The following is an 11,929-nucleotide window of genomic DNA, read 5'->3' on the forward strand; positions in this document are numbered from 1 at the left end:
CAAAACCCGTTCTAAGGCTTCTAACCCGTATAGAGCCCTTCGATGATGTCGGCGTATTTCGCGTGGATGATCCGCCTCTTGAGCTTGAGGCTGGGGGTGAGCTCCGCGGTCTCGGCCGTCCACTCGACGCCGAGCAGCGCCCACTTCTTGACCTGCTGCACCCTGGCGAGCTTGGTGTTGGCGTCCTCCACGGCCGCCTCCACCTCCTTGAGCACGTCGGGGTGCTCGGCGAGTTCGGCGAGGGAGGCGTAGGTGATGCCGCGCGCCTGCGCCCAGCCGGGCGCCACCTCGGCGTCCAGGGTCAGCACGGCCACGGGGTAGGGCCGGCGGTCGCCGTAGGCGAGGGCCTGGCCGATGAGGCTGTGCTGCTTGAGGTGGTTCTCGATCTCGGCCGGGGAGATGTTCTCGCCGCCGGCGGTGATGATCAGTTCCTTCTTGCGGTCCACGACCCGGTAGAAGCCGTCGTCGTCGACCGTGCCGATGTCGCCGGTGTGCAGCCAGCCGTCCTCGTCGAGCAGTTCGGCGGTGGCGTCGGCGCGGTTGAGGTAGCCGCGGGTGTTGAGCGGGCTGCGGGTGAGGAGTTCGCCGTCCTCGGCGATGCGGACCTCGACGCCGGGCTCGGCCCTGCCGACGCTGCCGAGGCGGTAGCAGGCGGGGCTGTTGCCGGTGAAGGCGCCGGTCGTCTCCGTCATGCCGTACACGTCGATGACCTTGAGCCCGAGGCCGGCGTAGAAGCGCTGCACCTCGGGCGCGAGCGGCGCGGCGCCGGTGGCGGTCCACTCGGCGCGGTCGAAGCCGATCATGCCGCGGATGACGGACAGCAGGGACGCGTCGGCCTTGTCGTAGGCGGCCTGGATCTCGGGGGTGATCGTGTGGCCGTACTGGCCGGCCTCGACGTACGCGGCGCCGGCGGCCATGGCCTGGCGGACGGCGGTCTGCTGCTCCTCCGGCTGGGTGGCGAGCACGGCGAGCAGGCGGGCCATCATCTTCTCCCACACGCGCGGCACGCCGAAGAACATCATCGGCCTGACCTGCCCGAGCGTGCTGCCGAGGTTGGCCAGGTCGGTGCAGAAGTGCACGTGGGACGCCTTGACCAGGGGCAGGTAGAGGCTGAGGATGCGCTCGGCGATGTGGGCGTAGGTGAGGTAGGAGATCTGGGTGCCGCGCACGGGCAGCGAGGTCAGGCGGTCGGTGGCGGCGACCTCGTAGAAGATGTTGGTGTGGGTGAGCGGCACGCCCTTGGGGGTGCCGGTGGTGCCGGAGGTGTACAGGACGGTGGCCACGTCGTCCTGGGTGACCGCGCGCCAGCGCGCCTCGACCGTGCCGGGGTCGGCGGCCAGCCGTTCGCGGCCGAGGGCTAAGAAGTCGGCCCAGGACATGAACCGGTCGCCCTCCGGCGCGTCCTCCACCATGATGATCTTGCGCAGGCCGTCCAGCCGGTCCAGTGCCGGTTCCCAGCGGGCCAGGTCGGCGGGGCCGCCGAGGACGGCGAAACGGGCGCCCACGTCGTTGGCCACGAACTCGATCTGCTCGGAGGCGAACGTCGAGTAGACCGTGCAGCCCACGCCGCCCGCGTGCACCGCCCCGAGATCGGCCAGGACGTGCTCGCTGCGGTTGACCATCATGAGGGCCACGGCCTCACCGGGTTCGAGGCCCAGGGCGGCGAACCCGGCCGCGATCTCCAGGATCCGCTCACGGGCCTGGCCGTAGGTCAGCGTGCGCCAGCCGTCACCCTCGGGATCGGAGTAGGCGGGTGCGTCATGGTGCTGCTCGGCCGCCTGTGTCAGTTGCTCACAGACGGTACGGCCGGTGATCTGCCGCTCGATCTCGGCCCGGACGTCGAGGACTTCGGCCATGGACCCGCCTCCAGTCAGTATTCACTTGCATGAAGTGGGATGCATCGCACCACACCGCCCGGGACACCGGCAAGACCTAAAGGAGAAAGATCTGCGTCCTCGTTCACGTAGAGTGATCGAATGGACGCACAAGGTGGTCATCCGGAGGTGCGCACCGGCGGCAGGACGTTCTTCGGGCACCCCTGGGGGCTGGCCACGCTGTTCTGCACCGAGATGTGGGAGCGCTTCTCCTGGTACGGCCTGCGCGCGATCCTGGCCACGTTCATGGCCGCCTCGCCGGCGCATCAGGGCCTGGGCCTGTCGCAGGAGACGGCCCAGGCGGTCGTGGGGGTCTACGGGGCGCTGATCTACCTGGTGGCGCTGCCGGGCGGCTGGATCGCCGACCGGATTCTCGGGGCGCGCAGGTCGGTGTTCTGGGGCGGGTTCGTCATCATGCTGGGCCACATCAGCATGGCGGTGCCGGTGACCTCGCCGGTCTTCGTCTGGCTGGGACTGCTGCTGATCATCACGGGCACCGGCCTGCTCAAGCCGAACATCTCCGTCATGGTCGGCCGCCTCTACCCCGAGGGCGACGACGGGCGCAGGGACGCCGGGTTCTCGCTGTTCTATCTGGGGATCAACCTGGGCGCCTTCTTCGCCCCCATCGTGGTGGGCGGGCTGGCCGCCGGCGACCGCTGGCACCTGGGGTTCGGCGCGGCGGCGGTGGGGATGGCGCTCGGCCTGATCCAGTACGTGTGGGGCGGGCGTCATCTGCGCGGCGTCGGCGAGCGCCCGGGGGTGCGGCTGTCGCCCGGTGAGCGGCGCCGTTTCACCGTCCTCGCGGCCCTCGGGACGGCGGTCGCACTCGTCGCGCTGGGGGCGTGGGCGGCGACCGGGACGCTCACGGTCGACCGGCTCACCGTGGTGATCACGGCGCTCATCCTCGTCGTGCCGGTCGCCTACTTCGCGTACATCCTGCTGGGCAGCCACGACCTGACCGCGGACGAGCGGATCAGGATGAAGGCCTACATCTGGCTGTTCGTGGCCGCGGCGCTGTTCTGGATGATCTACGACCTGGCGCCGAGCAAGCTGCTGTTCTTCGCCGCCGACCACACCGACCTGTCGCTGTTCGGCGTGCCGATCCAGGCCGCCACGACGCAGTCGTTCAACCCGCTGTTCATCATGATCTTCGTGCCGGTGTTCGCGGTGCTGTGGGTGCGGCTGGGCACGCGGGTGAGCACGCCGCAGAAGTTCGGCTTCGCGCTGGTCATGGTGGGGCTGAGCTTCGTGGTCATGGCCGTGGCGGCGGCGCTGGCCGGGGCCGGGCGGGTGTCGGTGTGGTGGCTGGTGCTGGTCTACCTCGTCCAGGTGTTCGGCGAGTTGTCGCTGAGCCCGGTCGGGCTGTCGGTGACGGCCAAGCTCGCGCCGGAGGCGTTCAAGGGGCAGATGCTGGGCGTCTGGTTCATCGCGGTGTCGGTGGGCGACGCGGTCGGCGGGCAGACGGGGCGGCTCGGCCGGGTGCTGTCGGAACCGGCGTACTACCTGGTGCTGGCGGCGATGGCGATCGTGGCCGGGGTGGCGCTGTTCCTGTTCACCCGGAGGCTGCGGGCGATGATGGCCGAGCATCATGAGCCCGGCATGCGATAGACATTCGTCCCGTGTCCGAAATTCTGGATCTCGCCGGCATCTTCGTCTTCGCCCTGTCCGGGGCGCTGATGGGCGTACGCAAGCGGCTCGACGTGGTGGGGATGGGCGTGCTGGCCGGGATGACCGCGCTGGGGGGCGGGGTCGTGCGCGACCTCATCCTCAACGTGCGGCCCATCGCCTTCCAGAGCCTCGGCTACGTGCTGGTGCCGGTGGTCGCCACGGTGATCGTCTTCTTCTGGCATCCGCACGTGGCCCGGGTGATGCCGGCCATCCTGGTGCTGGACGCGGCCGGGCTCGGCCTGTTCTGCGCGGTCGGCACGGAGAAGGCCCTGGAATACGGGCTCAACCCGCTGCACGCGGCGCTCCTCGGGGTCGTGACGGCGGTGGGCGGGGGCATGCTGCGCGATGTACTGGCCGGGGAGATCCCGACCCTCCTGTACGACCGGCAGCTGTACGCGGTGCCGGCGATGCTCGGCTCGGCGTGCATGGCGGGCCTGTACGCCGGCCTGGGCCTGCACGGCTGGCCCGCCACCCTGGCCGCCGCCGTCCTCGCCTTCGTCCTGCGCATCGCCGCCATGCGCCGCAACTGGCGCGCCCCGCTGGCCCGGGGCCTCAGCGAGTGAGAACGCGCCATCGCGGTGTATCCGCTCACACCATCGTGACGAGGGGGTCCGGGGAGCGGGGTGGGCCGATGGGGCCGTGGTCTCTCGCGGCGCGCAGGCGGGGGACCGCGTCCGTGAGGAAGGCGGGTGGCTGGGTGAAGGGCAGGCGGAGGTGGCCTTCCAGGGTGCCCTCCAGGCCGAACCAGGGGCCGGGCGCCAGGCGCAGGCCGTGATGGGCGGCCGCCTCGGCCAGGGCGGTCGAGCCGCCGCCGTTCAGGCGGACCCAGAGCGTCCCGCCGCCGCGCGGCAGCTCGTACGTCCACTCCGGCAGGTGCTCGCGCAGCCCCGAGACCAGCGCGTCGCGTGAGGCGCGCAGCGTGCGGCGGCGCTCGGCGCGGGTCTCCTCCAGGAGGCCGAACAGGCGCGCCACGACGAGCTGCTCCAGCACCGGGCTGGCGATGTCCACGGTCGAGCGGAACATGGCCAGGCGGCGGGCCAGCGCGGCCGTGGTGCGGATCCAGCCGATGCGCAGCCCGCCCCACCACAGCTTGGAGGCCGACCCGATGCTGATCACCCGGCTGTCGGTGTCGAAGGCGGCCATGGGGGCGGTTCTGGGCACCTCGTCCAGCGCCAGCTCGGCCCAGGTCTCGTCCACGAGCAGGAGCGTGTCGGACCGGCGGGCGGCCCCGGCGACGGCGGCGCGGACGGGGTCCTCCATGAGGGCGCCGGTCGGGTTGTGGAAGTCGGGCATGAGGTAGGCCAGGCGCGCCCCCGACTGCCGCATGGCTCCGCAGAGCAGGTCCTGCGGCCAGCCCTCGTGGGAGATCCCGACCGGGACGATGCGGGCGCCGCGCCGGCGGGCCGCGTCCACGGCGTGCGGGTACGTGGGCGACTCCACCAGCACGGCGTCCCCGGGACCGACGAGCAGGCCGACGACGAGCTGGATGGCGTGCTGGGAGCCGGTGGTGACGACGATCTGCTCCGGCCGGGTGGCCACGCCCCTCGCGGTGTAGCGGGCGGCGATGCGTTCCCTGAGCACGGGCAGGCCCATGGGGTCGTAGCCGTTGCCCATACCGTAGCGGGGCAGGTCCTCGACCGCGCCCGCCATGGCGCCGGCCAGCGCCGTGGGGGCGGGCGGGGCGGCGGTGTGCAGCTGGAGCAGGCCGTCGCCGCCGGTGCCGAGCCACGGGTTGTCGCGGGTGGTGGCCGGGTCGGGCAGGGCGGTCCAGCTGCCCGAGCCCTGGCGGCTCTCCAGGTAGCCGTCCGCGCGCAGCAGGTCGTACGCGGAGGTCACGGTGGTGCGGCTGACCTTGAGCGTCTCGGCGAGGTGGCGTTCGGCGGGCATGCGCACGCGTACGGGGATCTGACCGTCCATGATCAGGCCGCGGACGGAGTCGGCGAGGGCGCGGTAGTACGGGCGCGCGGCCGGATCGGCCGTGACGAGCCGGGCCACCTGCGGCGCTGACAGATACCTCATAAGGCCACTTTTCGTGATTGGCCCTGTTTTGGCAAGGCGGAGGATGCCACTGTGGGTCCATCATGAGCGAAGCCACCGTCCCCGTACCGAGTTCCCTGCCCGTCCGTCTCGTCCGCCTCTACGGCGGCCTGGCCCTCTACGGCCTGGCCACCGCGCTGCTGCTGGAGTCGGGGCTGGGCAACAACCCGTGGGGCGTCTTCCACCAGGGCCTGAGCCTGCTGACCGGCATGTCGCTCGGAACGGCCATCATCGTGGTGGGCGCCCTGGTCATGCTGCTGTGGATCCCGCTGCGGCAGAAGCCGGGCTTCGGGACCGTCAGCAACGTCATCTTCATCGGCCTGTTCGCCGACGCCTCGATGTACGTCCTGCCCACCCCCGGGCACCTCGTGGCCGAGGTCTTCTACCTGACCACAGGGGTCGTCACGCTCGCGCTGGCCACCGTCCTCTACATCGGGGCCGGGCTCGGCCCCGGCCCCCGTGACGGCATCATGACCGGGCTGATGCGGCTGGGCCTGTCGGTACGGACCTCGCGCCTGCTCATCGAGGTCACGGTGCTGATCGCCGGCTGGCTGCTCGGCGGCACGGCCGGGATGGGGACGCTGGTGTTCGCGCTGGCCATCGGGCCGTTGACGCAGCTGTTCACCCGCTGGTTCCCTCTGACGTGATCCCGCGGCCAGGCCGGACTTGACGCGACAGGATCGGCCTGGTCCCGGGATCACCCCGGCACGAGTAGCGTCTAAGCATGCGGATCGAGGATTACGCCCTGATCGGAGACATGCAGTCGGCCGCGCTCGTGGGGAGAGACGGTTCGATCGACTGGCTCTGCCTGCCGAGGTTCGACTCCCCCTCATGTTTCGCGGCGCTGCTCGGCAGCGAACGCAACGGGCACTGGTGGCTCGGGCCGACCGGCAGGAAGCCGGCCACCAGGCGCCGTTACCGTCCTGACACGCTCATCCTGGAGAGCGAGTGGGACACCCCGACGGGCACGGTCCGCGTGATCGACTTCATGCCGCCGCGCGACCGCAACCCCGACGTGGTGCGCATCGTCGAGGGCGTCTCCGGCTCCGTGGAGGTCTCCACGCAGCTGCGGGTCCGCTTCGACTACGGCCGCATCGTGCCCTGGGTACGCCGGACGAACGGGCATCTGCAGGCGATCGGCGGCCCCGACTCGGTGTGGCTGCACTCCCCCGTGCCGCTCAAGGGCGGCGACTACGCCCACCGGGCCACGTTCACCGTCAAAGAGGGCGAACGGCTGCCGTTCGTCTTCACCTGGCATCCCTCGCACGAGCAGATGCCGCCGCAGATCCACTGCGAGGACCAGCTGACCGACACCGAGGCGTACTGGACCGACTGGGTGTCGAAGTGCACCTATCAGGGCCCGCACCGGGAGGCCGTGGTCCGGTCGCTGATCACGCTCAAGGGGCTGACCTACGCCCCGACGGGCGGCATCGTGGCCGCGCCGACCACGTCCCTGCCCGAGGACATCGGCGGCGTGCGCAACTGGGACTACCGCTTCTGCTGGCTGCGCGACGCGACGCTGACGCTGGACGCGCTGATCAGCTCCGGCTATCTGGAGGAGGCGGCCGACTGGCGGGCGTGGCTGCTGCGCGCCATCGCCGGGCGCCCGCAGGACCTGCAGATCATGTACGGCGTCGCCGGCGAGCGCCGCCTGCCCGAGCTGCGCCTCGACTGGCTCGACGGCTACGAGGACTCGCGCCCGGTGCGCATCGGCAATGAGGCGGTCAGGCAGCTGCAGCTCGACGTCTACGGCGAGGTGATGAACTGCCTCTACGTCTCCCGCAAGAGCGGCCTGTCGCCCGACGAACGGGGCTGGACCATCCAGCGCCAGCTGCTCGACTACGTGGAGGACCACTGGCAGGAGCCGGACGAGGGCCTGTGGGAGGTGCGCGGCCCGAGACGCCACTTCGTGCACTCGAAGGTGATGTGCTGGGCGGCGCTCGACCGGGCCGTCAAATACGTCGAGAACTTCGGCCGCAGCGGCCCGGTCGACAAGTGGCGCACGCTGCGTGACGTCGTGCACGCCGAGATCTGCGACAAGGGCTTCGACAAGGAGCGCAACACCTTCACGCAGTCGTACGGCTCCTCCGAGCTGGACGCGGCGCTGCTGATGATCCCCATCGTGGGCTTCCTGCCCGCCGACGATCCCCGCGTCGTGGGCACGGTCGCGGCGATCGAGAAGGAGCTGATGTCCGACGGGTTCGTGCTGCGCTATCCGCTGGCCGAGGACAACAACGTCGACGGCCTGGCGGGCGGCGAGGGCGCGTTCCTGGCGTGCAGTTTCTGGCTGGTGGAGGTGATGGCGATGCAGGGGCGCAAGGAGGAGGCCGAGGAGCTGTTCGAGCGGCTGCTGGCGCTGCGCAACGACGTCGGCCTGCTGGCCGAGGAGTACGACACCCGCTACGACCGCCTGGTCGGCAACTTCCCCCAGGCGTTCAGCCACGTCCCCCTGGTGCACGCCGCCCGCGCGTTGTCGTCGTGACGCCCACCCCGCCCTTCCCCCGCACACCTGCTTAAAACGTGTCAAGCCCTGAGTTCAGCCGCTTCCCCAGACCTTGACGAGCCCTACGGGAGCAAATTACGGTCCGGGCAAACGGCTGAACGTAAAACGTTTTTTACGTGAAGGGCACAAGCATGAAAGCAGGAGCTGTCAGGTGAGCGAGCCGGCGCCGGTCCTGGCGCTGGTCGAGGTGAGCAAGGCGTTCGGCGCGGTGCGAGCGCTTACGGGCGTGAGCCTGGAACTGCGCGCGGGCGAGGTGCACGCCCTGGCGGGCGAGAACGGGGCGGGCAAGTCCACCCTGGTCAAGACGTTCGCCGGCGTGCACAGGCCGGACTCGGGCCGGATCCTGCTCGACGGCGAGCCGGTCGTCTTCCACGGGCCGGCCGACGCCCAGCACGCCGGCATCGCGGTCATCTACCAGGAGCCGACGCTCTTCCCCGACCTGTCGGTGGCGGAGAACATCTTCATGGGCCGGCAGCCGCGCGCCGCGCTCGGCCGGATCGACCGCAGGACGATGCACGCGCGGGCCGCCGAGCTGTTCGCCCGGCTGGGCGTCACCCTCGACCCGCGCCGGCCCGCCCGCGGCCTGTCCATCGCCGACCAGCAGGTGGTGGAGATCGCCAAGGCCATCTCGCGGGACGCGAAGGTGCAGATCATGGACGAGCCGACCGCCGCGCTCACCGCGCAGGAGACGGCGCGGCTGTTCACGGTGGTCAGGGCGCTGCGGGAGCACGGCTGCGCGCTGCTGTTCATCTCGCACCGGCTGGAGGAGATCTTCGAGCTGTGCCAGCGGGTCACGACGCTGCGCGACGGGCGGCTGGTGGCCAGTGAGCCGGTCGCCGGCCTGACGGCGGACGACCTGGTCAACCGGATGGTCGGCCGGGAGCTCGACCTCTATCCCAAGCAGGACGTCGCCCCCGGCGAGGTGGTGCTGAGGGTGTCGCGGCTGACCCGCGAGGGCGCGTTCGCCGACGTGTCCTTCGAGGTGCGGCGCGGCGAGATCGTCGCGCTGGCCGGGCTGGTCGGCGCGGGCCGCACCGAGGTGGCGCGGGCGGTCTTCGGGATCGACCGGCCGGACGCGGGCGAGGTCGTGGTGGACGGGCGGCGGCTGCGGCCCGCCAGCCCCATCGCGGCGATGGCCGCCGGGCTCGCCCTCGTGCCGGAGGACCGCCGCCAGCAGGGCCTGATCATGGAGATGTCCATCGAGCGGAACCTGGGGCTGACCCGCCTGCGCGCGCTGCGCCGCGGGCCGTTCATCTCCCGGGCGCTCGAACGCGCCCACGCCCGTGACTGGGCGGTGCGCTTCCAGCTCAAGTACGGCAGGACCGACGACGCGGCCGGCGTGCTGTCGGGCGGCAACCAGCAGAAGCTGGTGCTGGCCAAGTGGCTGTCCACCGAGCCGGCCGTGCTGATCGTGGACGAGCCGACCCGGGGGATCGACGTCGGCACCAAGGCCGAGGTGCACCGGCTGCTGTCGGAGCTGGCCGCGCAGGGGCTGGCCGTGCTCATGATCTCCTCCGACCTGCCCGAGGTGCTGGCCATGGCCGACCGGATCCTCGTCATGCACGAGGGCCGGCTGACCGCCGAGCTCCCCGGGGGCGAGGCCACCGAGGAGTCGGTCATGACCGCCGCCACCGGGCGGCGGGGAAAGGACGCCGCATGACCCCGCTCATCAGCACGTCTTCGGAGGACCCTGTATGACGGCGCTCACCACCGCACCGCCGGAGGTCCGGGCATGACGGCGCTCAGCACCGCACCGCCCGAGGTCCGGGCATGACGGCGCTCACCACCGCGCCGTCCGCGCGGGCGAAGGCGGGGCGCGAGCGGAGCCTGCTCGACCTGGTGCTGCGGGCCAGGGAGCTGAGCATCCTCGGCGTCCTCGTCGTGCTGGTGGCCGTCACCGCCGCGATCAACCCGGGCTTCCTGTCCGCGCAGGGCGTCGAGGACATCTTCCTCAACGCCTCGATCCTGGCGCTGCTGGCCATCGGGCAGACGTTCGTCGTCATCACCCGCAACATCGACCTGTCGGTCGGCTCGGTCGTCGGGCTGGTCGCGTTCGTCACCGGCGACCTCGTCTCGGCGCAGGGCGGCAGCATGACGCTCGCGATCCTGGCCGGCCTGGCCATCGGCGGGGCGTGCGGGCTGGTCAACGGCCTGCTGGTCAGCCTGTGCGGGGTGCCGGCGCTGGTCGTCACCCTGGGCACGCTGTACGTGATCCAGGGCCTCGACCACTTCGTCGCCCACGGCAGGCAGATCAACGCCGCCGACGTGCCGCAGGCGCTGCTGGACCTGGGCAGCGGGAACGTGCTCGGCGTGCCGTACCTACCGATGATCGCGGTGCTGGTGATGCTGGCCGTCGGCTACTACCTGCGCTCCTACCCCTCGGGCCGGGAGTTCTACGCGATCGGCTCCAGCCCCGAGGCCGCCCGGCTGGCGGGGGTGCCGATCCGGCGCAGGGTGCTGACCGCGTACGTGGTGAGCGGGCTGCTCGCCGGCGCCGGCGGGGTGCTCTGGCTGGCCAGGTTCGGCACCGTGATCGCCGACAACGCGCACGGCTGGGAGCTGAAGGTGGTCAGCGCCGTCGTCGTCGGCGGCGTGGCCATCGTGGGCGGCGTCGGCACCGTGTACGGCGCCGCGCTCGGCGCGCTGCTGCTCACCACGATCGGCAGCGTGCTGGTCGTGCTGAAGGTCAACTCGTTCTGGCAGGACGCGCTGATCGGCGCCCTGCTGTTGCTGGCCATCAGCGTGGACCGGCTGCTCGCGCTGCGGATGACCAGGATCCTGCGCAGGAGGAACGCCCGCCATGCCACGTGAGACCCGGGACCTGGGCCGCTTCGTCCGGTGGGACGTCGTCGTCACCGCGCTGCTCGTCGTGGTCTTCTTCGGCGGCCTCGGCGCCGACGCGAACTTCGGCAACGCCGACAACCTGTCCTTCGCCCTGAACGACCTGAGCGAGATCGCCCTGATCGCGCTGCCGATGACGCTGCTGGTGGTGTGCGGGCAGGTCGATCTGTCGGTCGCGTCGGTGCTCGGGCTGGCCAGCGCCATGACCGGATACCTGTGGGACGCCGGGATGCCGTTCGAGACGATCGTGCCGCTGGTGCTGGTCACCGGGGTGGCGTGCGGGCTGGTCAACGGGCTGCTGGTGACCCGGCTGGGGCTGCCGTCGCTGGCCGTCACCATCGGCACGCTGACGCTCTATCGCGGGCTGGCGTACGTGGTGCTCGGCACCGGCGCGGTCTCTCAGTTCCCGCCGTCGTACTCGGCGTTCGCCGGGAACGTGCCGGGCACGCCGATCCCGTACCCGGTGGCGCTGTTCGCGGTGCTGGCCGTGCTGACGGGGCTGGCGCTGCACGCGACCGGGTTCGGGCGTTCGCTGTTCGCCATCGGCAGCTCCGAGGACACGGCGTTCTTCGCCGGCATCCGGGTCAAGCGGATCAAGCTGCTGCTGTTCACGCTGTCCGGGGTGGTGGCGGCGTTCGCCGGGATCGTGTTCACACTGCGCTACGGCAGCGCCCGCGCGGACAACGGCGCCGGTCTGGAACTGACGGTCATCGCCGCCGTGCTGCTCGGCGGCGTGGACTTCGACGGCGGCAAGGGCACGCTCGGCGGGGTGATCGCCGGAGTGCTGCTCATCGGGGTGCTGCGCAACCTGCTCATGCTCAACGACGTCACCACCGAGATCCAGGCCGTCGTCACGGGCCTGCTGCTGATCGTCTCGGTGCTGGACCATCCGACGGTGCGCAGGTTCGCCGAACTGGCTCGACGACGAAGCATTCTGCGCGACCTTCGTCCGCGGACTCACCCCCCACGAGGCGCTCACCCGCCTCGGCGTTGACGTGTTCGACGG

Annotated in this window: 9 protein-coding genes; 7 read left to right on the forward strand and 2 right to left on the reverse strand. The window is 71.1% G+C overall.

The window, feature by feature from the left end:
• Nucleotides 1-20 precede the first annotated feature (20 nt).
• Nucleotides 21-1,856: an AMP-dependent synthetase/ligase gene (locus B0I32_RS45035; protein WP_106250185.1), complete on the reverse strand. Its 1,836-nt coding sequence runs from the start codon at nucleotides 1,854-1,856 to the stop codon at nucleotides 21-23.
• A 120-nt stretch (nucleotides 1,857-1,976) separates the two neighbouring features.
• Here B0I32_RS45035 and B0I32_RS45040 point away from each other — a divergent pair, with 120 nt between their 5' ends.
• Together B0I32_RS45040 and B0I32_RS45045 are read left to right on the forward strand one after the other, a co-directional pair.
• Nucleotides 1,977-3,482 (forward strand): peptide MFS transporter, encoded by a 1,506-nt coding sequence (locus tag B0I32_RS45040; protein WP_106250187.1) that lies wholly within the window; start codon nucleotides 1,977-1,979, stop codon nucleotides 3,480-3,482.
• 11 nt (nucleotides 3,483-3,493) lie between these two features.
• Nucleotides 3,494-4,105 (forward strand): trimeric intracellular cation channel family protein, encoded by a 612-nt coding sequence (locus B0I32_RS45045; RefSeq protein WP_106250188.1) that lies wholly within the window; start codon nucleotides 3,494-3,496, stop codon nucleotides 4,103-4,105.
• 25 nt (nucleotides 4,106-4,130) lie between these two features.
• Here B0I32_RS45045 and yczR read toward each other — a convergent pair whose 3' ends face one another.
• Nucleotides 4,131-5,561, reverse strand: a complete 1,431-nt coding sequence (gene yczR, locus B0I32_RS45050) for a MocR-like transcription factor YczR (protein ID WP_106250190.1) — start codon at nucleotides 5,559-5,561, stop codon at nucleotides 4,131-4,133.
• A 62-nt stretch (nucleotides 5,562-5,623) separates the two neighbouring features.
• Between yczR and yczE the strand changes: the two genes are divergently transcribed.
• From yczE to B0I32_RS45075, 5 genes are all read left to right on the forward strand, one after another.
• A complete protein-coding gene (gene yczE, locus B0I32_RS45055) occupies nucleotides 5,624-6,226 on the forward strand; it encodes a membrane protein YczE (RefSeq protein ID WP_106250192.1) in 603 nt (200 codons plus the stop codon).
• A 77-nt stretch (nucleotides 6,227-6,303) separates the two neighbouring features.
• Nucleotides 6,304-8,061 carry a glycoside hydrolase family 15 protein gene (locus B0I32_RS45060; RefSeq protein ID WP_106250194.1) on the forward strand — a complete coding sequence of 586 codons (1,758 nt, stop codon included), beginning with the start codon at nucleotides 6,304-6,306 and terminating at the stop codon, nucleotides 8,059-8,061.
• Between the two features lie 172 nt (nucleotides 8,062-8,233).
• Entirely contained in the window at nucleotides 8,234-9,742 is a 1,509-nt protein-coding gene (locus B0I32_RS45065) for a sugar ABC transporter ATP-binding protein (RefSeq protein ID WP_106250195.1), read from the forward strand.
• A gap of 110 nt (nucleotides 9,743-9,852) precedes the next feature.
• Nucleotides 9,853-10,893: an ABC transporter permease gene (locus B0I32_RS45070; protein ID WP_106250197.1), complete on the forward strand. Its 1,041-nt coding sequence runs from the start codon at nucleotides 9,853-9,855 to the stop codon at nucleotides 10,891-10,893.
• Nucleotides 10,883-11,917: an ABC transporter permease gene (locus B0I32_RS45075; RefSeq protein ID WP_106250199.1), complete on the forward strand. Its 1,035-nt coding sequence runs from the start codon at nucleotides 10,883-10,885 to the stop codon at nucleotides 11,915-11,917. The genes B0I32_RS45070 and B0I32_RS45075 overlap by 11 nt, the downstream gene beginning before the upstream one ends.
• Nucleotides 11,918-11,929: the final 12 nt, after the last annotated feature.

The sequence above is a fragment of the Nonomuraea fuscirosea genome, assembly GCF_003001935.1.
GTDB lineage: Bacteria > Actinomycetota > Actinomycetes > Streptosporangiales > Streptosporangiaceae > Nonomuraea > Nonomuraea fuscirosea.

Coding starts and splice junctions, on each gene's coding strand:
- yczR (WP_106250190.1), bottom strand. CDS start 5,561: ATGAGGTATCTGTCAGCGCCGCAGGTGGCCCGGCTCGTCACGGCCGAT.
- yczE (WP_106250192.1), top strand. CDS start 5,624: ATGAGCGAAGCCACCGTCCCCGTACCGAGTTCCCTGCCCGTCCGTCTC.
- B0I32_RS45040 (WP_106250187.1), top strand. CDS start 1,977: ATGGACGCACAAGGTGGTCATCCGGAGGTGCGCACCGGCGGCAGGACG.
- B0I32_RS45075 (WP_106250199.1), top strand. CDS start 10,883: ATGCCACGTGAGACCCGGGACCTGGGCCGCTTCGTCCGGTGGGACGTC.
- B0I32_RS45060 (WP_106250194.1), top strand. CDS start 6,304: ATGCGGATCGAGGATTACGCCCTGATCGGAGACATGCAGTCGGCCGCG.
- B0I32_RS45035 (WP_106250185.1), bottom strand. CDS start 1,856: ATGGCCGAAGTCCTCGACGTCCGGGCCGAGATCGAGCGGCAGATCACC.
- B0I32_RS45070 (WP_106250197.1), top strand. CDS start 9,853: ATGACGGCGCTCACCACCGCGCCGTCCGCGCGGGCGAAGGCGGGGCGC.